19 protein-coding genes are annotated in these 21,721 nt (G+C 65.9%); 7 read left to right on the forward strand and 12 right to left on the reverse strand.

The window, feature by feature from the left end:
• Positions 1-3 precede the first annotated feature (3 nt).
• Complete coding sequence (locus tag BSY18_RS15080; RefSeq protein ID WP_069051052.1) at positions 4-1,473, forward strand: DUF4403 family protein; 1,470 nt, start codon at positions 4-6, stop codon at positions 1,471-1,473.
• A 7-nt stretch (positions 1,474-1,480) separates the two neighbouring features.
• On the opposite strand, the gene fghA is transcribed toward BSY18_RS15080, so the two are convergent.
• Positions 1,481-2,332: an S-formylglutathione hydrolase gene (gene fghA / locus BSY18_RS15085; protein WP_069051053.1), complete on the reverse strand. Its 852-nt coding sequence runs from the start codon at positions 2,330-2,332 to the stop codon at positions 1,481-1,483.
• Positions 2,332-3,444, reverse strand: a complete 1,113-nt coding sequence (locus BSY18_RS15090; protein WP_069051054.1) for an S-(hydroxymethyl)glutathione dehydrogenase/class III alcohol dehydrogenase — start codon at positions 3,442-3,444, stop codon at positions 2,332-2,334. Before BSY18_RS15090 ends, fghA begins: the two co-directional genes overlap by 1 nt.
• Before the next feature lie 109 nt (positions 3,445-3,553).
• Between BSY18_RS15090 and BSY18_RS15095 the strand changes: the two genes are divergently transcribed.
• Together BSY18_RS15095 and BSY18_RS15100 are read left to right on the forward strand one after the other, a co-directional pair.
• The gene (locus tag BSY18_RS15095; RefSeq protein ID WP_069051055.1) at positions 3,554-4,429 is read left to right on the forward strand and encodes a LysR family transcriptional regulator; all 876 of its coding nucleotides are present in this window, start codon (positions 3,554-3,556) and stop codon (positions 4,427-4,429) included.
• A 138-nt stretch (positions 4,430-4,567) separates the two neighbouring features.
• On the forward strand, positions 4,568-6,589 hold the full coding sequence (locus BSY18_RS15100; RefSeq protein ID WP_069051056.1) for a GAF domain-containing hybrid sensor histidine kinase/response regulator: 2,022 nt from the start codon (positions 4,568-4,570) through the stop codon (positions 6,587-6,589).
• A 64-nt stretch (positions 6,590-6,653) separates the two neighbouring features.
• On the opposite strand, the gene BSY18_RS15105 is transcribed toward BSY18_RS15100, so the two are convergent.
• Positions 6,654-8,918 carry an NADP-dependent malic enzyme gene (locus BSY18_RS15105; RefSeq protein ID WP_054134879.1) on the reverse strand — a complete coding sequence of 755 codons (2,265 nt, stop codon included), beginning with the start codon at positions 8,916-8,918 and terminating at the stop codon, positions 6,654-6,656.
• Between the two features lie 310 nt (positions 8,919-9,228).
• Here BSY18_RS15105 and BSY18_RS15110 point away from each other — a divergent pair, with 310 nt between their 5' ends.
• The 3 genes from BSY18_RS15110 to BSY18_RS15120 all read left to right on the forward strand — a co-directional run bounded on the left by BSY18_RS15110 (position 9,229) and on the right by BSY18_RS15120 (position 11,748).
• Positions 9,229-10,008, forward strand: coding sequence for an enoyl-CoA hydratase (locus tag BSY18_RS15110; protein ID WP_069051057.1), 780 nt, complete (start codon positions 9,229-9,231; stop codon positions 10,006-10,008).
• A 129-nt stretch (positions 10,009-10,137) separates the two neighbouring features.
• Positions 10,138-11,292, forward strand: coding sequence for an acyl-CoA dehydrogenase family protein (locus tag BSY18_RS15115; protein ID WP_054134871.1), 1,155 nt, complete (start codon positions 10,138-10,140; stop codon positions 11,290-11,292).
• 21 nt (positions 11,293-11,313) lie between these two features.
• A complete protein-coding gene (locus BSY18_RS15120; RefSeq protein ID WP_069051058.1) occupies positions 11,314-11,748 on the forward strand; it encodes an acyl-CoA thioesterase in 435 nt (144 codons plus the stop codon).
• Positions 11,749-11,763: 15 nt separating this feature from the next.
• On the opposite strand, the gene BSY18_RS15125 is transcribed toward BSY18_RS15120, so the two are convergent.
• From BSY18_RS15125 to BSY18_RS15135, 3 genes are all read right to left on the reverse strand, one after another.
• The gene (locus tag BSY18_RS15125; RefSeq protein WP_069051059.1) at positions 11,764-12,747 is read right to left on the reverse strand and encodes a calcium/sodium antiporter; all 984 of its coding nucleotides are present in this window, start codon (positions 12,745-12,747) and stop codon (positions 11,764-11,766) included.
• A gap of 151 nt (positions 12,748-12,898) precedes the next feature.
• Positions 12,899-13,480: a YqaA family protein gene (locus BSY18_RS15130; protein ID WP_054134868.1), complete on the reverse strand. Its 582-nt coding sequence runs from the start codon at positions 13,478-13,480 to the stop codon at positions 12,899-12,901.
• Positions 13,481-13,654: 174 nt separating this feature from the next.
• Positions 13,655-14,029, reverse strand: a complete 375-nt coding sequence (locus BSY18_RS15135) for a PRC-barrel domain-containing protein (RefSeq protein WP_069051060.1) — start codon at positions 14,027-14,029, stop codon at positions 13,655-13,657.
• A gap of 288 nt (positions 14,030-14,317) precedes the next feature.
• Between BSY18_RS15135 and BSY18_RS15140 the strand changes: the two genes are divergently transcribed.
• On the forward strand, positions 14,318-16,147 hold the full coding sequence (locus BSY18_RS15140) for a cyclic nucleotide-binding and patatin-like phospholipase domain-containing protein (RefSeq protein ID WP_069051061.1): 1,830 nt from the start codon (positions 14,318-14,320) through the stop codon (positions 16,145-16,147).
• Positions 16,148-16,183: 36 nt separating this feature from the next.
• Here the strand turns inward: BSY18_RS15140 and BSY18_RS15145 are convergent, their stop codons facing one another.
• The 6 genes from BSY18_RS15145 to BSY18_RS15170 form a co-directional block, all read right to left on the reverse strand.
• Positions 16,184-17,089, reverse strand: a complete 906-nt coding sequence (locus BSY18_RS15145) for a cobalamin B12-binding domain-containing protein (RefSeq protein WP_171900247.1) — start codon at positions 17,087-17,089, stop codon at positions 16,184-16,186.
• A gap of 73 nt (positions 17,090-17,162) precedes the next feature.
• The gene (locus tag BSY18_RS15150; protein ID WP_069051062.1) at positions 17,163-17,357 is read right to left on the reverse strand and encodes a hypothetical protein; all 195 of its coding nucleotides are present in this window, start codon (positions 17,355-17,357) and stop codon (positions 17,163-17,165) included.
• Positions 17,358-17,522: 165 nt separating this feature from the next.
• A complete protein-coding gene (locus BSY18_RS15155) occupies positions 17,523-18,449 on the reverse strand; it encodes a CopD family protein (RefSeq protein WP_069051063.1) in 927 nt (308 codons plus the stop codon).
• Between the two features lie 4 nt (positions 18,450-18,453).
• A complete protein-coding gene (copC, locus tag BSY18_RS15160; protein WP_236823382.1) occupies positions 18,454-18,858 on the reverse strand; it encodes a copper homeostasis periplasmic binding protein CopC in 405 nt (134 codons plus the stop codon).
• A 14-nt stretch (positions 18,859-18,872) separates the two neighbouring features.
• On the reverse strand, positions 18,873-19,904 hold the full coding sequence (locus tag BSY18_RS15165) for a copper resistance protein B (protein WP_069051064.1): 1,032 nt from the start codon (positions 19,902-19,904) through the stop codon (positions 18,873-18,875).
• Entirely contained in the window at positions 19,901-21,712 is a 1,812-nt protein-coding gene (locus BSY18_RS15170) for a copper resistance system multicopper oxidase (protein WP_069051065.1), read from the reverse strand. The genes BSY18_RS15165 and BSY18_RS15170 overlap by 4 nt, the downstream gene beginning before the upstream one ends.
• Positions 21,713-21,721 lie beyond the last annotated feature (9 nt).

Consider the following 21,721-nt stretch of genomic DNA (forward strand, 5'->3'; position numbering starts at 1 on the left):
GCGATGGCGGGGCGGATCACAACAGGGCTGATGCTGGCCGCCAGCCTGGCGCTGGCATCCTGCAGCGGGTGGAGCGACAAGGGCCAGCCGCCGCGCACCGACGATCGCATCGTGGTGCAGCCGCAGCCGTCTTTGGTCACGGTTCCGGTGGAGGCCGAGCTCGGCGATCTGGCCCGCGCAATGGAACGCAACGTTCCGCGCCAGCTGTGGCGGATCAACCAGCGGGACCAGATCTGCGTCGCCAGCAAGGGGGTCGATCTGGGGATCGCCACGGTCAAGACACCCAAGATCAAGTGCAACATCGTCGGCGAGGTTACCCGCGGATCGATCCGTGTCGGCGGATCGGGCAAGGAGCTGCGCTTTTCCTTCCCGCTCACCGCGGTCATTCGTGCCGAGGACATCGGCGGGATCCTCAAGCGCGAGACCGCCACCGCCAAGGCGATGGCGCATGCCGTGGTCCGGCTGGAGCTTGAGAAGGACTGGACCCCGCGCGGCACGGTCAAGCTGAGCTATGACTGGCTGACCGAGCCGCATGTCGATTTCATGGGGCAGAAGATCAGGCTCACCGAACCGGCCGAGCGCGAGCTGGCGCCTATCATCGCGAAGCTGGAGCGCGAGCTGCCCGGCGAGCTGGGCAAGATCGGCATCCGCCGTCAGATCGGCCAGGCCTGGGCGAGTGCGTTCACATCGGTGGTGCTCAACGAGCGCAATCCGCCGGTGTGGATGCGGATCACCCCGCGCGAGCTGCAATATGGCGGCTATGAGGTCGCCAACGGCCGGCTGCGGCTGCGGCTGGGGATGCGCGCGCTCACCGAAACCTATGTCGGCAAGCGCCCGAAGCCTCGCCCTGCGACCGCGCTGCCGCCGATGGTGCCGCTCGCGGGCACACCGGGCGAGCTTGCCTTCTTCCTGCCGGTGTTCGCCGAATATGGCGAGCTCGAGCCGGTGCTGATCCGCGCGCTGCGCAAGCGATCAAAGCGCCCGTTCATGGTGCCAGGGCTCGAGCCGGTCGATGCGACGTTCAAGGCGGCGACGATCTATGGCACCACCGGCGGGCGGATCGCGGTGGGGCTCACTTTCACCGCGCACGAACGCGGCAGCAGGACCCCGACATCGGGAACGGTTTGGATGACCGGCAAGCCGGCCAACGCCGAGGATTCGCGCCGTGTGGGTTTCACCGATTTCGGCGTCACCGGCACCACCGACATGACCGGGGGCGACCTGATCCTCGACATGATGAACGCGCCCGGCGTCGCGCCGATGATCGCCGAGCTGCTCGCACAGAATTTCGAGCGCGATTATGCCGAGCTGCTGGGCAAGGTCGACCAGGCGATCGCCGCCAAGCGCAGCGGCGACATCGTCATCCACGCCGATCTGAAACGCGCGCGCACCGGGCAGCTTCAGGCCGCGGGCGCAGGGCTGTACCTGCCGGTCTGGGCCAGCGGCACCGCGAGCGTGACGATCGCGCCCTGAGGCCCGGTCAGCGCGTCAGGCGCGCGGCGTGCCAGCGCAGATGGTCTTCCATGAAGGTCGAGATGAAATAGTAGCTGTGATCATAGCCCGGCTGCATCCGCAGCGTGAGATCGATCCCGGCCTTTGCGCAGGCCTCGGCCAGCAATTGCGGCTTGAGCTGTTCTGCCAGGAAATTGTCGGCCTCGCCCTGATCTACCAGAAGTTCAGGCACTCGCGCGCCATCCTCGATCAGCGCAACCGCATCGTGCGCGCGCCACGCCGCGCGATCGTCGCCCAGATAGCCGCCCAGCGCCTTCTGGCCCCAGGGCACCTGCGAGGGCGCGACGATCGGCGCGAACGCCGAGATCGCCTTGAACCGTTCGGGCAAGGTCAGGCCGATGGTCAGCGCACCATGGCCGCCCATCGAATGGCCCATGATCGACTGGCGCGTCATGTCCGCGGGGAAGCAGTCGCCGATGATCGCGGGCAGCTCCTCGGTAACATAGCTCCACATTCGGTAATGCTGCGCAAAGGGCTCCTGGGTCGCATCGACATAAAAGCCTGCGCCCAGCCCGAAATCATACGCGCCGTCCGCATCATCGGGGACACCTTCGCCCCGCGGGCTGGTGTCGGGCGCGACGAAGATCAGCCCGAGCTCGGTGCAGGTGCGGCGGAACTCGCCCTTTTCGGTGACATTGGCCTGGGTGCAGGTGAGACCCGAGAGATACCACACCACCGGCAGCATCGCGCCCTCGGCATGATCGGGCACGAACACCGAGAAGGTCATGTCGGTGCCGGTGACCTCCGAGGCATGGCGCAGCACCGCCTGCTCGCCGCCGAAGCTGCGGACGCTGGAGACGGTTTCGACCGCGACCGGCATCAGTAGACCACCACCGAGCGGATCGACTTGCCTTCGTGCATCAGGTCGAACGCGGTGTTGATCTCTTCCAGCCCCATGACATGGGTGATCATCGAATCGATCTCGATCTTGCCGGTCATGTACATGTCGACGATCTCGGGCACGTCGGTGCGGCCCTTGGCGCCGCCGAACGCGGTGCCGCGCCAGTTGCGCCCGGTCACCAATTGGAACGGACGGGTGCTGATTTCCTTGCCCGCCTCGGCCACGCCGATGATGATCGAGGTGCCCCAGCCGCGATGGCACGCCTCGAGCGCGGTGCGCATCACCTCGGTGTTGCCGGTGGCATCGAAGGTGTAGTCCGCGCCGCCATCGGTCATCGCCACGATCTTGGCGACGGTGTCCTCGCGGCTCATGCCACGCGTGTTGAGGAAGTCGGTCATGCCGAACTTGCGGCCCCATTCCTCGCGATCGGGGTTGAGATCGACCCCGATGATCTTGTTCGCGCCTGCAAGCTTGGCCCCCTGCAGCACGTTGAGGCCGATGCCGCCCAGGCCGAAGACCACGACATTGTCGCCCGGCTGGACCTTGGCGGTCTTGGTCACCGCGCCCACCCCGGTGGTGACGCCGCAGCCGATATAGCAGGCGCTCTGGAAGGGCGCGTCCTGGCGGATCTTGGCGACCGCGATCTCGGGCAGCACCGTGAAGTTGCTGAAGGTCGAGCAGCCCATGTAATGATAGATCGGCTGACCCTTGTAGCTGAAGCGCGTGGTGCCATCGGGCATCAGCCCCTTGCCCTGCGTCGCGCGGATCGCGGTGCACAGGTTGGACTTGCCCGACAGGCAGGTTTTGCACTTGCCGCATTCGGGCGTGTACAGCGGGATGACGTGATCGCCAGGCTTGACCGAGGTCACGCCGGCGCCGATCTCGCGCACTATGCCCGCGCCTTCATGGCCCAGCACGCTGGGGAAAATCCCTTCCGAATCGAAACCTTCGAGCGTGTAGGCATCGGTGTGGCAGATGCCGGTTGCCATGATCTCGACCAGAACCTCGCCCTCTTTGGGGCCTTCCAGATCGAGTTCGACGATTTCGAGCGGCTTCTTCGCTTCAAAGGCAACGGCGGCGCGGGTCTTCATGGGGCGAGGCTTTCCTGGCAGCGTGAGGGGTGACGGCATCCCCTATCATTGCCCCGCATATGCGTTAATATGCTAATTGATAAATAGACTATGGCAGAGGTGGGATAATATGTCGCAATGGGACGGCATCGACGAGTTCATCGCGGTCGCCACCACCCGCTCGTTCACGCGCGCCGCCAAGGCGATCGGCATGTCGCCCACCCATGTCAGCCGCGCGATCAGGACGCTCGAGCAAAGGGTGCAGGCGCAGCTGTTCCACCGCACCACCCGCACCGTGCGGCTGACCGACACCGGGCGCGTGCTGTTCGAACGCTGCGAGCGGATCGCGCAGGAACGCGACGAGGCGATCGCGCTGATCAGCCAGCAGGGCGAGCCGCAGGGCGAATTGCGCGTGACCTGTTCGACCGCGCTGGGCGAGCGCTTCGTCGCCCCTATCCTGCGCCGCTTTGCCATGCCGCACCCCAGGCTCAGCATCTCGATCGACCTCACCAACCGCGTCGTCGACCTGCTCGCCGAAGGCTATGATCTGGCGGTGCGCACCGGCCACGCCGCCGACCCTCGGCTGATCAGCACCCAGGTCGCCTCGCGCACGCTCTATACCTGCGCCGCGCCCGGATATCTGGCGCGCGCCGGGACCCCGCGCGAGGTCTGCGATCTCGAGCAGCATGAATGCATCATCGGCACGAGCGCGGCCTGGCAGTTCCGCCGGGCGGGCGCAGAGCTGATCCACACGCCGCACGGCCGCTTTCGCTGCAACAGCGGCCATGCGGTGATGGAAGCGTGCCTTGCCGGGATGGGGATCTGCCAGCTGCCCGATTTCTACATCCTGCCGCATCTGCGCGACGGATCGGTGGCGCTGGTGCTGCAGGACTTTCAGCCCGATGACGAGCCGGTCTGGGCGGTCTATCCCCAGCGGCACCATCTGCTGCCCAAGATCAGCCGTGCGGTCGAATGCCTGCAGCGCGAGCTTTCGGCAGCGGTATAGCGGGGATGCAGCGCGGTTGCGCCGCAAATGCGACCCGCAACGCCCGACAACTCGACCGCCATGCTGGCTTTGCCGCGAGCGCGGCCTATATACACGCACAACCGGAGGCAACCAGCCGCCGGACGACCGGACAGGGACATGCTGCTGAACCTCAGCCACACCATCTTCAAGGGCGACGACGATGCCGCGCGGCTGGCCGCGCTGCGCGCCTATAAGCTTGACCCTGATGATGGCGATAACGCGCTGTACGCCGATCTGGTTGCCATTGCGCAGGCGCTAGGCGGATGCGAGTCCGCGTTCATCTCGATCGTCGAGGAAGAGCGGCAGTGGTTCAAGGCGGCCCGCGGCATCACGCTCACGCAAACCCCGCGCGCCATCGCCTTTTGCGACCATGCCATCCGCTCGCCCGAGGTGATGGTGGTGCTCGACGCCACCACCGATCCGCGCTTTGTCGACAACCCGCTGGTCACCGGACCGCCAAACATCCGCTTCTACGCCGGCGCGCCGATCATCAACGCAGATGGATATGCACTGGGCACCTTGTGCCTGTCCGACAGCGCGCCGCGTGAGCGGTTCGACGATGCCCCCCTGCTGGCGGCGCTGGCGCGGCAAGTCGCAGCGCTACTCGAACTGCGCAAGCAGCTGATCCATCAGCAGATCGCCGCAGACCTCGCCGCCGACCAGCGCGACCGGCTGTGGGATTCCTCGCTCGACATGATGCTGATCACCACGGTGACCGGCACCTTGGTGGCGGGCAACCCGGCCTGGGAAAAGGCGTTCGGCCCGGTACCGCTTGATGGCCGCGCGCATGTCAGCGACTATTTCACCGACAGCGCGCAGGGCGACCTGATCGCCGTTGCGAGCGGCGAGAGCGATGTCCAGACCGAGCGCGAGATGCGCGGCGCCGACGGACAGACGATCTATGCCAGCTGGAGCCTGGCGCGCGAAGGCGACCTGATCTTCGGCATCGCGCGCGACATCACCCGTGCGCGCGCCGCCGAGGCGCAGCTGGCGCAGGTGCAGCGGATGGAATCGATCGGCCAGCTCACCGGCGGCATCGCGCACGATTTCAACAACTTGCTCACCATCATCTCGGGCAATTTGGACATCGCGCAGAAGCGCATCGCATCGGGCCAGGTCGATCGCGCAGGCCAGGCCATCGCCAATGCCCGCGACGGAGCAAACCGCGCCGCCAACCTGACGCAGAGGCTGCTGGCCTATGCCCGCCGCCAGTCGCTCACCCCCACCAAGATCAAGCCTGCGGACCTGATCCGCGATCTGGTGCCGCTGGCATCGCAGGCGCTCGACGACCGGCACGAGCTCAAGGTCGAATGCCCCGACAGCCTGTGGCCGATCATCGTCGATGCCAGCCAGCTCGAAAACGCGCTGCTCAACCTGGTGGTCAACGCGCGCGATGCGATGGATGCGCCCGGCGAGATCACGGTGCACGCCGCCAATGCCGAACGCACGCCCGAGGATGCCGATGACGGTCATGGCGCGCCGCCGGGCCGCTATGTCCGCTTCTGCGTCAACGACACCGGAAGCGGCATTTCGCCCGAGGTCGCCAAGCACATCTTCGAGCCGTTCTTCACCACCAAGGATGTCGGCAAGGGCACCGGGCTGGGGCTCAGCCAGGTGCAGGGGTTCGTCGCGCAATCGGGCGGATTCGTGACGCTGGACACCGCGCCCGGCGAGGGCACCACGGTCATCCTGTGGCTGCCGGTGGCCGACGACGCCGAAAGCCGCCCGGACCGCGGTTCAGCTGGCAGTGCCGACCCGGCCTGTCACGAGGATTGCACCATCCTGCTCGCCGAGGACAATGCAGCTTTGCGCGCGCATGTCTGCGATGTGCTGCAGGAAGCGGGCTTCAAGGTGATCGATGCCGAGGACGGCCAGGCCGCGCTCGACCGGGTGGATGCCAGCGGTACCCAGCCCGATCTGGTGCTGAGCGACATCACCATGCCCAGGATGGACGGCAAGACGCTGGCGGTCGAGATCCGCAAACGGTGGCCGGAAATGCCGATCGTGCTGATGACCGGCTATGCAGGCGGCGCACTGGACGGCGACTGCCCGCACAACCTCCTGATCACAAAGCCCTTTGCGCCCGACGATCTGGTCGCGCTGATCCGCAGGACACTGTCTGCGGTCCCGGCGATCTGATTGGCCCAGCCGTTACGACGATGACCTAATCTCCCCTCCCGCAAGCGGGAGGGGAGAGTCTGTGTCAGCCCACCACGCCCGACGATGCAAGCAGTGCCAGTGTCAGCAGGTCGCCAGCGGTCGATGACATCGCGGCGATCTGCACCGGCTTTTCCATGCCGATCAGCATCGGTCCGATCATTGCGTCACCGCCCAGCTCGCGCAGCAACTTGGCCGAGAGGTTGGCCGATTGCAGCCCGGGCATGATCAGCACGTTCGCCGGTGCCGACAGGCGGCAGAACGGATAGTTCGCCATCAGCTTGGGGTTGAGCGCGACATCGGGTGACATCTCGCCTTCATATTCGAACGTCACCCCGCGCTGATCGAGAATGCTCACCGCGTCGCGGATATTGTCCAGCCAGCGGCCCGAAGGATTGCCGAAGTTGGAATAGGACAGGAACGCGACGCGAGGCTCGTGCCCCAGCCTCTTGGCGACCTGTGCGGTGTTCTCCGCGATGCAGGCGAGTTCCTCGGCGTCGGGGCGCTCGTTCACCGTGGTGTCGGCCAGGAACACGGTGTGGCTCTTGCCGACCATGACATGGATGCCGAAAGGGGTTTCGCCGGGCTTCGGATCGAGCACCCGTCGGATCTCGCGCATCGACTGGCCGAAGGTACGGGTGATGCCGGTCAACATCGCGTCCGCCTCGCCCAGATGCAGCAGCGCCGATCCGAAGATGTTGCGGTCCTGGTTGACCATGCGCTTGACGTCGCGCTTGAGATAACCGCGCCGCTGCAGCCGTTCGTACAGCACATCGACCATGCGCGGCACCAGAGGCGAATTGACCGAATTGTGCACCTCGAAGGCCATCGGATCGTCGACCGCGAGTTCCTTCAGCTTGTCGCGCACCCGCTGTTCGCGGCCGACCAGCACCGGCGTACCATAGCCGCCATCGCGGAACTGGATCGCGGCGCGCAGCACGACTTCCTCTTCGGCCTCGGCAAACACCACACGCTTGGGATTGGCGCGGGCATCGCTGTACACCTGGGTCAGCACCGCCGTGGTCGGGTTGAGCCGGCTCTTGAGCGAATGGCGGTATTCGGCCATGTCCTCGATCGGCTTCTGCGCCACGCCGGTGTCCATCGCCGCCTGCGCCACAGCCGCCGACACCCGCTCCATCAGGCGCGGGTCGAACGGGGCGGGGATGATGTAGTCGACGCCGAACTTCTGCGTCGCACCGCCATAGGCCGCAGCAACTTCCTCGGGCACCTGTTCGCGCGCCAGCTCGGCGATCGCCTTGGCCGCGGCGATCTTCATCTCCTCGTTGATTGCGGTCGCGCGCACGTCGAGCGCCCCGCGGAAGATGAAGGGGAAGCCCAGCACGTTGTTGACCTGGTTGGGATAATCCGACCGGCCGGTGGCGATGATCGCATCGGGGCGCGCCGCCTTGGCATCGGGCGGGGTGATCTCGGGATCGGGATTGGCCATCGCGAAGATGATCGGCTGCGGCGCCATCTTCATCACCATCTCGGGCTTCAGCGCGCCTGCCGCCGAAAGCCCGAGGAAGATGTCGGCACCGTCGAGCGCTTCTTCGAGCGTGCGGCGATCGGTCTTGGCAGCGTGCGCGGACTTCCACTGGTCGAGATCGTCGCGGCCCTGATAGATCACGCCCGAACGGTCGCACATCAGCACGTTGTCGTGGCGCACGCCCATCGCCTTGATCAGCTCGGTGCAGGCGATCGCAGCGGCGCCCGCGCCGTTGACCACCATCTTCACATCGGCAAAATCGCGGCCCGTCAGATAGCAGGCGTTGAGCAGGCCGGCAGCCGAGATGATCGCGGTGCCATGCTGGTCATCGTGCATGACCGGGATGTTCATCCGCTCCTTCAGCGCCTGTTCGATGATAAAGCAGGCGGGCGCGCCGATGTCTTCCAGGTTGATGCCGCCGAAGCTGGGCTCGAGCAGCTCGACACATTCGATGAAGCGCTGGACGTCCTCGGTGTTGACCTCGATATCGATCGAATCGACATCGGCGAAGCGCTTGAACAGCACCGCCTTGCCTTCCATCACCGGCTTGGATGCCAGCGCGCCGAGATTGCCGAGGCCCAGGATCGCGGTGCCGTTGGAGATCACTGCGACGAGGTTGCCCTTGGCGGTATAGTCATAGGCCTTGGACGGATCCTCGGCGATGGCGCGGACGGGAACCGCCACGCCGGGCGAATAGGCAAGGCTGAGATCCCGCTGGGTCGCCATCGGCTTGGAGGCGATGATCTCGATCTTGCCCGGGCGGCCCGAAGAGTGAAAGAACAGCGCCTCGCGCTCGGTGAACTGGACGTTGGTCTTTTCGGTCATCGACAGGCCCTTGGCTGGCGGACGCATTGCTGCGGCCGCTGGTGGTTTTCCGCTATCTTCGCGCCGGTTTCCGGCCTGATTGGTTGAAGACGCCCCTGCAGCCATGCATAGCCTTGCCCGACGGGCTTGGGCAAGCTTTTGCGCCCTTTTATGTTGCGCAGCATCCTCTTCCCGCCGCCAGCCCAGCCACCGGGGTGCCGCTACGGTGCCGGTCGCCCGCACCCCGCCCGCAGCGATGCGCGCGCGAAGCCCTTGCCGATGGCGAGCACGCCCGATAGCCTTGGCGGCCTGCCGCGCACAAGGAGCCTGTATGCCGCTGATTTTGACCGAGATCACACAGGGCGTGGCGGTGGTGACGCTCAACCGGCCCGAAGCGATGAACGCGCTGTCGGCCGCTCTGCGCGCAGAGCTCGCTGCAGCCATGCGCGCGGTGGCCGATGACGATGCAGTGCGCGCGGTGATCCTCACCGGCGCGGGCACCCGCGCCTTCACCGCCGGGCTCGACCTGAAGGAGCTGGGCGCGAGCACCGCCGGCCTTGGCGCGGCCAACGCCACCGATCCCGCCGAGAACCCGGTCAAGGCCGTCGAACAGTGCGCCAAGCCCGTGATCGGGGCGATCAACGGCGTCGCGATCACCGGCGGGTTCGAGCTGGCTCTGGCCTGCGATGTGCTGATCGCGTCGACCAACGCCCGCTTTGCCGATACCCATGCCCGGGTCGGCATCATGCCCGGTTGGGGGCTGTCGCAGAAATTGTCCCGGATGATCGGCATATCGCGCGCCAAGGAGCTGTCGCTGACCGGCAATTTTCTGGATGCCGCCACCGCCGAACGCTGGGGGCTGGTCAACCGGGTGGTCGAGCCCGATGCGCTGCTCCCCGCCGCGATCGCCCTGGCGCGGGACATGGCGGGAATCGACCCGGGCATGAGCGCTGCCTACAAGGCGCTGATCGACGATGGCTATGCCCTGCCGCTAGCCGGCGCGCTGGCGCTGGAAGCCGAGCGGTCCACCGCCGCCAACGGTCAGGTGCGCCCCGAATCGGTCGAACAGGCGCGGTTGGCGGTGATGGCGCGCGGACGCGATCAGGCCTGAGCGGGTTGCGCCGTCGCCAGGTTAACCGAGCGATTAAATAGCGATTGACGTTTACGTTAACGTGGCGCTAGACCCGCTGACGTGCTGCGCGGCATGAATCGCGCGCCAACAGACAACCGGAGAGATGCCATGTCGCTCGATGCCCTAGCCCGCACCGCCTATAACGCCGATCACGAGGCGTTCCGCCAGACCGTCCGCCGCTTCATGCAGGAAGAAGTCGCGCCCAATGCGGTGAAATGGGACGAGGAAAAGATTGTCCCGCGTGAAATCTGGCCCAAGGCAGGCGAGCTCGGCATGCTGTGCCCCACCGTTCCGGAAGAATATGGCGGCCTGGGCCTCGACTTCGGCTACAACGCCATCGTCAACGAGGAAGCCGCATATTTCGGCGGATCGCCTTTGGGCTTCTCGCTGCAGTCGGACATCGTGGTCAACTATCTCGTCCAGTACGGCTCGGAAGAGCAGAAGCAGAAGTGGCTGCCGCGTCTGGTTTCGGGCGAGACGATCACCGCGATCGCGATGACCGAGCCGGGCACGGGTTCCGACCTTCAGGGCATCCGCACCACCGCGAAGAAGGATGGCAACCACTACGTCATCAACGGATCGAAGACCTATATCACCAACGGCCAGAACGCCGACCTGATCCTGGTCTGCGCCAAGACCGATACCGAAGTGCAGCCCGCCTGGAAGGGCGTGTCGATCATCCTGGTCGAAGCCGATCGCGAAGGCTTTGCCCGCGGCCGCAACCTCGACAAGATCGGCCAGGACGCCGCCGATACCTCGGAGCTGTTCTTCAACGACGTCCGCGTGCCGATGACCAACTGCCTCGGCGAAGAAGGCAAGGGCTTCATCTATCTGATGAGCGAGCTGCCGCAGGAACGCCTGTCGATTGCCGTTTCGGCCCAGGCTTCGGCGCAGAAGGCCTATGACGATACCGTCGCGTTCGTGAAGGACCGCAAGGCGTTCGGCAAGACCGTGTTCGATTTCCAGAACACCCGCTTCGTGCTCGCCGACCTCAAGACCAAGCTGCAGGTCGGCTGGGCGCATCTCGACTGGGCGCTGAACCGCCACGCGACCAAGGAGCTGACTGCGGTCGAAGGCGCTGCCGCCAAATTGTGGCACACCGAGCTGCAGTGGGAAATCATGGACAAGTGCCTGCAGCTGCACGGCGGTGCGGGTTACATGAACGAATATCCGATCGCCCGGGCCTGGCGCGGGGCGCGCGTGACGCGCATCTTCGGCGGCACCAGCGAGATCATGAAGGAGCTCATCGGTCGCTCGCTGTAAGGCACGACCGGAACTTCCCTTATGCCCAAATCAGAAGCCTGGCAGCGCGATCCGGAAAGCTATCCGTTCAGCACGGTAACCGAGACGCGCTTCCAGGATCTGGACCCGCTCGGCCATATCAACAATGTCGCGATGGCGGCGCTGTTCGAGAATGGCCGGGTGCGGTTCAACCGCAATCTGGGGCTCGAACGCCGCCAGCCCGGCGAACGCTGGCTGATCGCCTCGGTCGCGATCGACTATGTCGCAGAAGCGCATTTCCCCGATCCGGTGGAGGTGATGAGCGGCATCTTGCGGATCGGAACCTCAAGCTGGGACATCTGCTCGGCCGCGTTCCAGAACGGCGCGTGCGTCGCGACCTGCGTCACGACATTGGTGCTGACCGATGCCAACGGATCGAAGCCGATCCCGGCTGCGCTGCGCAGCTGCTACGAGACGCTGCTGGTCAAGCGCGGCTAGCGCGCCGCCCGCCGCTCAGGCGAGGCTGACGGTGTAGCCGAGATACACGCAATAGGCCGCAACCAGGGTCAGGCCCTCGATCCGCCCCAGCCTTCTGCCGGTCAGTGCCAGCACCATGACCAGCACCGAGGTTGCCAGCAGCACCCACAGGTCGAACCCCATGATGCTCGCCGGGACAGCGGTCGGTGCGACCACCCCGGTGATCCCCCCGATGAACAGGATGTTGTAGATGTTCGATCCCAGGACGTTGCCCAGCGCGATATCCCCCTGCCGGCGATAGGCCGCGATCACCGATGTGACCAGTTCGGGAAACGACGTGCCTACCGCGACGATGGTCAAACCGATCACCGCATCGCTGATTCCCAATTGCTGCGCGATCTGGATCGCGGCATCGACCAGCACCACGCCTCCTGCCACGATCAGCGCCAGCCCGACAGCGAACAGCGCGAGCGCCGTGGCCAGGCTCGCGGTCGGCTTGTCGTGCGGAACCAGCGCAGGATCGACCTCTTCCATCGCGATCGCACGGTCATAGGCAGCGCCATGCGGGGCGCCCGCGCGCTCCTGACGATAGGCAAAATAGATATAGCCCGCCATCGCGCACAGGAAGGCAAAGCCCGCAGCGCGCGACAGCCCGACGCTCGCGCCTGCTGCGAGCAAGGCCATGGCGGCGAGCGTGGCAACCCCGCCATCGCGCCACAGCGCCTTGCTCTGCACCGCGATCGGGGCAATCAGCGCCGCCGCGCCCAGAATCAGCAGCGCGTTGGCAATGTTCGATCCGACGATATTGCCCAGCGCGATGCCCGGCGATCCGGCCAGGCTGGCCTGCACGCTGGCGGCGAGCTCGGGCATCGAGGTTCCCATGCCGACGACCGTCAGGCCGATGAGCATCGGCGACAGCCGCAACCTCTCGGCGATCCGCACCGCGCCGCGAACCAGGATGTCACCCCCGCCGATCAGGAGGACAAGTCCGAGCAGCAAAAACAGCCCCTGCATCATCATCGCGTGGCATCCCCTCCCGTCGTCAGGCTCCCGCGTTCTTCCTAAAAGGCCGGACGAACCCTGTCACGCGGGTTCGCGTTCTGGGCAGGCAGGCGCCGCACTGCCTGCGGCCAGGACCGCTCCTGCAGATATCGGGAAGTGTCGGAGCGGACTAGAAGACGAACTTCAGCGCCGCGAAGCCGCCGACGAACAGCACGCCCACCGCAGTGGTGGCGAGCGCGAAGTTGCGGTCGATCCAGTCCTGCATCGGCTGGCCGAACTTCCACAGCAGCGCGCCGACCAGGAAGAACCGCGCCGAACGCGCGATGATCGAGGCTGCGACCAGAACGTAAAGCTGCATCGCGGTTGCGCCGGCTGCGATGGTGATCACCTTGAACGGCAGCGGCGTGAAACCTGCGAGCAGCACGATCAGCCAGCCCTGTTCGTTGAAGCTGGTCTTGAATGCCTCGAACTGGCCGTCCAGCCCATAGAAATCGAGGATCGCCCGGCCGATGGTCTCGAACAGGAAGAAGCCGATGGCATAGCCGAGCAGCGCGCCCAGCACCGATGCGATGGTGCAGATCAGCGCGTACTGGAACGCCTTTTGCGGCCGCGCCAGGCACATCGGGGCGAGCATGACATCGGGCGGGATGGGAAAGAAGCTCGATTCGATGAAACTGATCGCGGCCAGCCAATAGGGTGCCTTGTCGTGCGCCGCCTTGGCGAGGGTCCAGTGGTAAAGCCGTTTGAGCATGAAGAGAGCCGTTCCCGCAAAACACGCGCCACACAGCGCCGCGCCGCTTAGGACCAGCACGGGTTCGAACGCAAGCTCTTTGCGGGACTCCGATCACCCCGGACCAGACGAAGCCGGGCCGGGAAGCATGTGCTCCCCGGCCCGGATTTCGTTCAGTGATGGTCGCTCAGGCGATCACCAGTAAGGCTTGACCGCCCAATAGTCGTAGACGCTCGACTGATAGTCGCGGTTCATCGCGCGGTCGCGGTCCGAATCCGAGAAGCTCGGCGCGTTCTTGAGCTGGTCCGAGGTCACGTTGACCAGATAGCCGCCGAGGTCGGTGTCATAGCTGAACTTCGACCAGGGAAGGCTGTGAAGCTCGCTGCCGATGCCGAGAAAACCGCCGACAGACACGATCACGTCGGTGACTTTGCCTTCGCGCTTGCTGATCAGCATGTTCGTCACCGAACCGATCTTTTCGCGATCGCTGCCATAGACGGCGGTGCCATCGACCTGATCGCTCGAGATGGTTTCGTTGCCGCTTGCGAGTGTGGAAGCCTGCATGTTCATGGGAATTGCTCCTTCTGCCTGTCTGCCTCGTGCCCTGCCCGACATCCCTGGATTGACCGGGTCGGTATCGGGGCTGCTGACCGGGCCAAGAGGCGGTTTGGGGGCGGCCCGGCCAGCCCCCCACCAAGGGATGAACCGGCAAAGGGTTGCTCGGCTGGTCGCAAAGCGAAGCATGCCTGCCGACGGGCTTCTGTTTTGCCGGGGGCTGCGCTAGACCGGGATCAACGATCTTGAAAAAGCACGAGGTTTCCCGGTTGCAGACCGGGCGCAACTGACGGAGCGACAGGAATGGCAATGGGGCAGCCGGGAGAGCATGATGCGGACGGGAGCCTGCGCGACTGGATGCAATCGGGGCTGTTCGCCAATGTCGACCAGGCTGCGATCGATGCACTGAGCCAGAAGGCGCACCGGCTGGAAGTTCCGGCGGGCGCAACGCTGGTGCGGCAGGGCGATGCCGCCGATACGCTCTACTTCCTGGAAACCGGACGGCTGCGGGTGCTGATCGAAACCCCCATGGGCAGCAAGGCGGTCGCGCAGATCGAGGCGGGCGAGCCCGTTGGCGAGCTCGCCTTTTTCGGTGGCGGTACCCGCACCGCAACGCTGCAGGCCAGCCGTGACAGCGTGGTTATGGCGCTCGACCGGGAATGCTATGACATGGTGGTCGCCGCCTATCCGCAGCTGGTGCCGGCAATCCTGACCGCGGTGACCCAGCGGCTGGCCGCGGTCACCGCAAAGACCCCGCCGATGGAGGCACGACTGCCGCGGGTGATCGCGGTGGTCCCCAGCGGGGGCAGCCGGACCGATCCTGCGCTGCTGCGGCGGCTTGCCGATGCTATCCGCCGCACCATTCCCGACGACCGCCAAGTGATGCTGGTGCGCGAGAGCGACGTGCCGCCGGGCCCGGCCAGCGCCTATCAGGCCTGGCTGCGCGAGCACGAGGCGCGGCGCGGATACCTGCTGATCGATGCCAGCGGCGATGCCGAATGGGGGGCGCTGGTGTGCCGCAACGCCGATGGCCTGCTGATGGTCGCCGATGCTGGCTGCAGCCCCGCGCTGGCGCCGCTCGAGATGGCAGGCTGCGCCGCGATCGAGCCGCCCAACCGCACATTGCTGTTGGTCCGCGAACGCGCCGATCAGCCGGTGAGCGGCACCGCCGCGTGGCTTGCCGGACGCGACCCGCATCTGCACCACCATGTTGCGCGCGACAGCGAGGCGGATTTCGAGCGTGTCGCGCGGTTCCTCACCGGACGCGCGGTCGGGCTGGTGCTGGCGGGTGGCGGCGCGCTGGGCTGCGCGCATCTTGGCATCGTGCGCGGGCTGCAGGAGGCGGGCGTGCCGATCGACCTGATCGGCGGCACCAGCGCAGGCGCGGCGATGGGGGCCGCGATCGCGCAGGGGCTCACCGTGCCGCGCACGCTCGACCAGATGGAGGCGATGTTCATCGATGCCAAGGCGATGCGGCGTTTCACCGTGCCGATCCATTCGCTGCTCGACCCGGCGGTGTTCGATGCCGAGCTGGAAGAGCGCTATGGCAATGCCGATATCGCCGACCAGCCGATCAACTTCTTCGCGATCTCGACCAACCTGTCCACCAACGACCTGCACGTCCACCGCCGCGGCCCGTTATGGCATGCGGTGCGCGCGTCCGGATCGCTGCCCACCATCCTGCCGCCTTTCATCGATACCGATGGCAACATCCTGGTCGATGGCGGGGTGCTGGACAATGTGCCGGTGGTGACGATGCGCGCGCTCAAATCGGGCCCCAACATCGTCGTCACGCTGGGCGAGGCGGGGCAGACCTGGCGGATCAAGGCCGCCTATCATTCGCTGCGCCGCCGCGGGCAGCTGATCCGCGACCTGTTGCTGCGCCGCAAGTCGGACAGCGATTTCCCGTCCATCGTCGAGATCATGCAGCGATCGATGGTGGTCGCCAGCCGTATCGCCTCGCGATCGATGCTGCGCGAGGACGACATTCTGCTCAGCCCGCCGATCGTCCAGGGCATGCAGATTCTCGACTGGCATCTGGGGCGCAAACAGGCCGAACAGGCCGCACGCTATGTCGCCGAGGAAGTAGTGGCAAACCCTGCGCTCGCAGCGTTGCAGTCGTCCGGGCGCTGACCCGCCGGTCGGCGGGGACTCGCGCGGCCTTCGGGATCATCCGGCTGCTCGGGGGCCCTGCCGGGCGATCGCGGTGTCGAACAGCTTTTGCGCGATCAGAACCGCCGTGGGAGCATTGGGCGCGGTGGCGTCGGCACCAACCTTCGCCGCCAGCGCGGGATTGGCGGTGAAGATCGGGCCGCCGACCATGATGCCGATATGCGGATTGCACGACTGCTGCCGGATCCGGGCGATCGTCGTCGTGAGGCTGTCGATCATCTGTTCCGAGCCCGCTGTCAGCCCGGCGACCGCGAACCAGCTGCCTTGAGTCGCGTCCGCGATTTCCGCAGCGCTCGCCGAGGTTTCGGTCCTGACCTTCCAGCCCGACGCCAGCAGAAACCGCTCGACCATGGTGACGCCGAAGAAATGCTGGTCCCCGGGCGTCATCGCCATCAGCACCGCGCGCCGGCTGTCGAGCTGGGGTGCGATATGCGAGTTGTTGAAGGCCGCGAGCAGCTTCTGCAGCCGCGCCACGCCCAGGGTCACGTCGATGAAATCGCACAGGTCATGATCCCACATCTCGCCCAGATGGCGCGCGGTGGGCTCGAGCAGTTCGACGAACAGCGCGTCCATCGACAGGCCGCGATCGCGCAGCAGCGTGACATAGCTGACGGCAGCCTCCAGATCGCTGCCCAGGATGATGTCGGCGAGCCCCGTGATGTCGTCGCGGTCGGGCGCCAGCGCCTTGACCACCACCTCGACCGGAGGTGCATCGGGAACGACATCGCTGTGCAGTCGCAAAAGCTGGGGGATCACCCGGTCCGAGATCAGTTGGGCCAGTTGACCCTGACGCCGCGCCAGATCGTCGCGCCGGTAGATCTCTGGCGCGATGAAATGCGTTTCCAACTGGCGCAGGCTGCCGCGATCGATCAGGGGGAGGGCTGCTGATGCGGCTCGTACCATAAGGTCTCCTGTTGATCCGACACGTCGCAGCCTGTGGGATAAAGACACCATAAAGCGCGCGGGCTGTCGAGACCTATCGTCTGCCTCGGCGCATTTGCACGATCGCGCGCACCGCGCCCCACGCGCCGGCTGGGACGCGGGCGCGCAGCCGATAGATGGCGTCTATCAAGAACGCGCCATCATTTCGTATTTCATCGATCAGATTTTGTGGCATCAAGGCTTCCAGATTGAGCGGGCCGAAGCGGTTTCCCCGAACCCATTTGCCCATCCCTGCTCAATGCCTGCTGTGGCTTGAATGACACCCACCAAGCCCACAGACAGGGTGGCGCATCGACTTTCCAAGGGTCGCAGCTTTGGAAGGCTGGTGCGTCACCCGACCAGGGTCGGCAATGCTCCCGCGCCTGCATCATCGCGCATCATCCCGATAATCGGTTCAGCCCGCCATCGGCGCGGCCAGCCCTGCAAACGCGGTGAGGCCCAGGACCCCGCCGGCAAGCAGCAGCTCTGCCACCAGGCTCGCCCGAAGCTGCGCCAGCCCTGCCCTGCTCATCGCCGGTTCGCGACCTGACGCGCCTGCGGATTGCGCCGCGGCCCGGGCGTGGCGGGCCGCGCAGCCGAGCATGAACGCAACCAGCACCAGCTTTGCGACCAGCAGCCAGCCATAGGACGTCTGCAGCACGGCCAAGCTGTTTTCGATCCCGAAGATGAAATGCGCATTGATCGTTCCCGTCAGCGCCACCACCGCGACCAGCGCCAGCCCCAAGGGCGCAAAGCGGTGCAGGACATCCAATAGCGGCTCCGGTGGGATGCGCGCAGGATCGCGGTGCGCTGTCCACACCAGCCGCGAAAACCATCCGATCGCACCGATCCACAATGCTGCCGCCAGCAGGTGAGTCGCATCGTTCAGCCGGTGCGCCAGCCCCGGCCAGCCTTCGCTCGCGGCAGCATGACCGTTCCAGGCAAGCGTGAGCAGCGTCAGCGCATACAGCCAGGCAGCGATGATCTGCGATCGCCGCGCTGGCCTCCCCAGCGCCAATACGGCCGCAGCCGCCGTTGCAAGAGCCGTTCTTGCCAGAAACGCGGTGCCCATGTCGGTCGTCATCACCATGGCCATGATGGTGGCCCCATCGAGATCACCGAGCGCCTGCCCCATCATCCGGGCAATGCCCACCAGCATCACCGCAACCGTGATGCAAGGCGCAGCCAGGGCAGCGAGCATGGTGACCCGCCCGGTCGCGGGCCGCAGGAAAGGCGTGAGCCCCTGCAGCCCGACCACGCGAAACGCCAGCGATCCGAACAGGCCGAGGAGCACCGCATACTGCGCGAACCGCAGCGCCGGGAACAGCCAGTCGGCGGTCATCGGATCAGCTGACGGTGAAGCTGACCGCGCCCTTCATCCGGTGCCCGTCCGCACCCGCCGCCTGCCAGCGCACGTCGTAGCTTCCGGCGCGCAGCGGCTGGCGCAGGCTAAGGGTCAGCGTCTTGTTGCCCTCGGACCAGCTGGAAGTGAAGTTGCGGATGACCATTTCGCCATGGTTCTTCACGCCCGGCATCGCGGTCATCACGATGCTGGTGGCGACCGTCGGCGGCAGCAGCGCTTCGCTGAAGGTCAGCCTGACCTGCCTGGGCTTGGCGACGGTTGCGCCTTGCGCGGGCGACGAGGCCACGACCTTGGTGTGTGCCATCGCCGGCATCGACGTGGCGAGGGGCGCGGCGAGCGCCACGGCGCCAGCTGCGGCAAGCGCGAAAAGCGAATTCAGACGCATCATGTTGTCCTTCCTGTTCAGAACCAAAGCCTGATACCCGCGACAAAATTGGTGACGCTGGGGTCCTCGCCGCGCGCGCGGGCGAAATCGGCGCTGCGGCCGGCGCGCCACGTCTGCTCCACGCCGATATAGGGCGCGATCTCGCGGATAATCTCGTAGCGCAGCCGCACGCCGACCTCGAAGCTGTCGATGCCTGCACCGATGCCGAGCTGCGGCACATCCTGCGCGGAAAGGTTGAGCTCGGCGCGCGGCTGGATGAGGATGCTCTGCGTGACTCGCTGGTCGAGCTCGGCCTCCAGCCGCGCGGTAAGGTCGCCGCGATGCGAGAGGAACAAGGCGGCATCGACCTCGAACATGTACGGCACCAGGCCCTGGATCCCGACCACCGCATGCGTCGTATCGGGTCCGGCCAAATCCTGACGGACGCCCGCCTGCAGATCGAAGAACGGCGCGACAGCGCGCGAATACAGCGCCTGGATCTCGAGATCCTCGATCGCCTCGCCAAAGCTGCCTTCGCCCTCGCTCTTGAACCAGAACTTGTGCGTGGTGCCGCCATAAAAGCCCTGCAGATCCCACAGATAGCCATCGGCCCCATCGCGCACCTGCATTTCGGCACGATCGGCCTGGAACCAGAACAGGTTGTAGTCGCCATGCGTCTGCTGGAGGTCGAGCCGCGAGGCGCGCATCGCCTCTGCGCCCCAGATGGCGTCGGCCGCGCGCGGCGGACCGCTTCCGGCTTGCGGCGGTGGCGGGGTTTCCATGTCGGGCCCGGGCGATGGCGGCGCTTCACCGCCAGAGGTGTGATCCATCGCGCTGTGGTCCATCGTGCCATGATCCACGGCTCCATGATCCACCGTGCCATGATCCATGGCTCCATGATCCATCGTGCCGTGGTCCATGCTTGCGGGGTCACCGGGCGCAGCTTCGGCCGCCGGCATAGCGTGCCCGGCATGCGGGTCCGGCTCTGCTGTATGCGCGGCTTGATCCTGCGCGCGGACAGGCGTCGTCAGCGCAAGCACCGCGAGGGATGCTATCGCAAAGCGGATCAAGACGCCGCCTCCGGGCCCATCACGGTGACGGTCTGCATCATCCCGCCGTGCATGTGATACAGCAGGTGGCAGTGGAATGCCCAGTCGCCCGGCTCGTTGGCGGTAAGGTCGAACTGCGCGCTCGCACCCGGCTGGACGATCATCGTGTTCTTGCGCGGCTGCAACGCGGCGGGCTGGCCGTTGACCATCTCGAAGAACATTCCATGCAGATGGATGGGGTGCGCCATCATGGTGTTGTTGACCAGCTTCACCCGCACGCGCTCGTTCCAGGCAAAGCGGATCGGAACGTCGCTGACTGCGGAATACATCCGCCCGTCGAACGACCACATATAGCGCTCCATGTTGCCGGTGAGGTGAAGCTCCAGCAGCCGGCTCGGCTCGGGCGCATCGGCGGCGGGCTCGGCGGCGGCGAGCATGCGGTAGGTGAGCACGCGGTGCGGAACATCGCGCAAACCAAGCCCCGGATCGCCCATCTTGTCGACCGGGGCCATCGAGACCATGTCGATGCCGGGTCCGATCGCGACATCGGGTGGCAGCAGCGCAGTATCGCGCATCTTCATGCCCTGCATGCTCATGCTGCCGGCATTGTGGTCCATCGCCCCGCCATCCCCAGCGCCGTGATCCATGGTGCCATGGTTCATCGTGCCGTGATCCATCGCGCCATGATCCATCGCGCCATCATTGTGGTTCATGCCCATGTCGGCCATGGTCAGCAGCGGCGGATCGCGCAGCGCTGGGACCGCGGCGCGCAGCCCGGGCGCGCTTGCCAGCATCGCCAGCGCCATGCCCGAGCGGTCCATCGATTCGGCCACGATGCTATAGGCAGACGCCGAGCCCGGCTCGATGATCACGTCATAGGTTTCGGCGGTGCCGATCTGCAGCTCGTCGACCTCGACCGGGCGGACCCGCTGGCCATCGGTCGCGATCACGGTCATCGGCAGACCGGGGATGCGGATGTTGAAGAAGGTCATCGCAGCGCCATTGATGATGCGCAGGCGGATGCGCTCGCCGGGCTTGAACAGATATTCCATGCCCTCTTGCGGGCCGCGCCCGTTGGCAAGGAAGGTATAGGTCTTGCCGCCGATGTCGGCGATGTCGGTGGGCATCATCCGCATCTGGCCCCACATCCGCCGCTCTTCGCCGGACATCGCGTAATCGTCGGTCATGGTGTTCTGCTGGCGGTTGAAATAGCCCTCGCCAGTCCGCAGCCGCTTCATGATGAAATGCGGGTCGTGGGTGGTGAAATCGCTGACCAGCAGGATATAGTCGCGGTCGACGGCGATCGTCTCGCCGCCTGCGGGCTCGATGATCAGCGGGCCGTAATGGCCCGACTGTTCCTGCAGACCCGAATGGCTGTGATACCAATAGGTGCCGGACTGGCGAATCGGGAAGGTGTAGGTGAAGGTCTCGCCCGGCCTGATCCCCGGAAAGCTGACCCCCGGCACGCCATCATACTGGAACGGCACCAGCAGGCCATGCCAGTGGACCGAGCTGTCCACGCCGAGCGTGTTGGTGACGTTGAGCCGGACCGTATCGCCTTCCTTCAGGCGTATGAGTGGACCCGGCACGCTGCCGTTGACCGCGATCCCCGGCCCGCGCCGCCCCTGGACAATGCGATGCCCGCTGCCGATTGACAGGTTCACCTCCGGGCCGCGAACCTCGTCGAACCCCGCAGGAATGCGCGGACCGCCGCTGCCATGGCTGCCGCCATGCATGCTGTGACCCTGCGCCCAGGCGGGCACGGCGAGCACGCCGATGCCGCCGCCAATGCCGGTGAGGATGGAACGTCTGGAAAAATCTTTGCTCACTGCTCTTGC

The organism is Blastomonas sp. RAC04 (assembly GCF_001713435.1).
Lineage (GTDB): Bacteria > Pseudomonadota > Alphaproteobacteria > Sphingomonadales > Sphingomonadaceae > Blastomonas > Blastomonas fulva.

Excerpts from the sequence above, each read along its gene's own strand:
- BSY18_RS15080 (WP_069051052.1), top strand. The coding sequence starts at position 4 with ATGGCGGGGCGGATCACAACAGGGCTGATGCTGGCCGCCAGCCTGGCG.
- fghA (WP_069051053.1), bottom strand. The coding sequence starts at position 2,332 with ATGCCGGTCGCGGTCGAAACCGTCTCCAGCGTCCGCAGCTTCGGCGGC.
- BSY18_RS15090 (WP_069051054.1), bottom strand. The coding sequence starts at position 3,444 with ATGAAGACCCGCGCCGCCGTTGCCTTTGAAGCGAAGAAGCCGCTCGAA.
- BSY18_RS15095 (WP_069051055.1), top strand. The coding sequence starts at position 3,554 with ATGTCGCAATGGGACGGCATCGACGAGTTCATCGCGGTCGCCACCACC.
- BSY18_RS15100 (WP_069051056.1), top strand. The coding sequence starts at position 4,568 with ATGCTGCTGAACCTCAGCCACACCATCTTCAAGGGCGACGACGATGCC.
- BSY18_RS15105 (WP_054134879.1), bottom strand. The coding sequence starts at position 8,918 with ATGACCGAAAAGACCAACGTCCAGTTCACCGAGCGCGAGGCGCTGTTC.
- BSY18_RS15110 (WP_069051057.1), top strand. The coding sequence starts at position 9,229 with ATGCCGCTGATTTTGACCGAGATCACACAGGGCGTGGCGGTGGTGACG.
- BSY18_RS15115 (WP_054134871.1), top strand. The coding sequence starts at position 10,138 with ATGTCGCTCGATGCCCTAGCCCGCACCGCCTATAACGCCGATCACGAG.
- BSY18_RS15120 (WP_069051058.1), top strand. The coding sequence starts at position 11,314 with ATGCCCAAATCAGAAGCCTGGCAGCGCGATCCGGAAAGCTATCCGTTC.
- BSY18_RS15125 (WP_069051059.1), bottom strand. The coding sequence starts at position 12,747 with ATGATGATGCAGGGGCTGTTTTTGCTGCTCGGACTTGTCCTCCTGATC.
- BSY18_RS15130 (WP_054134868.1), bottom strand. The coding sequence starts at position 13,480 with ATGCTCAAACGGCTTTACCACTGGACCCTCGCCAAGGCGGCGCACGAC.
- BSY18_RS15135 (WP_069051060.1), bottom strand. The coding sequence starts at position 14,029 with ATGAACATGCAGGCTTCCACACTCGCAAGCGGCAACGAAACCATCTCG.
- BSY18_RS15140 (WP_069051061.1), top strand. The coding sequence starts at position 14,318 with ATGGCAATGGGGCAGCCGGGAGAGCATGATGCGGACGGGAGCCTGCGC.
- BSY18_RS15145 (WP_171900247.1), bottom strand. The coding sequence starts at position 17,089 with ATGGTACGAGCCGCATCAGCAGCCCTCCCCCTGATCGATCGCGGCAGC.
- BSY18_RS15150 (WP_069051062.1), bottom strand. The coding sequence starts at position 17,357 with ATGGGCAAATGGGTTCGGGGAAACCGCTTCGGCCCGCTCAATCTGGAA.
- BSY18_RS15155 (WP_069051063.1), bottom strand. The coding sequence starts at position 18,449 with ATGACCGCCGACTGGCTGTTCCCGGCGCTGCGGTTCGCGCAGTATGCG.
- copC (WP_236823382.1), bottom strand. The coding sequence starts at position 18,858 with ATGATGCGTCTGAATTCGCTTTTCGCGCTTGCCGCAGCTGGCGCCGTG.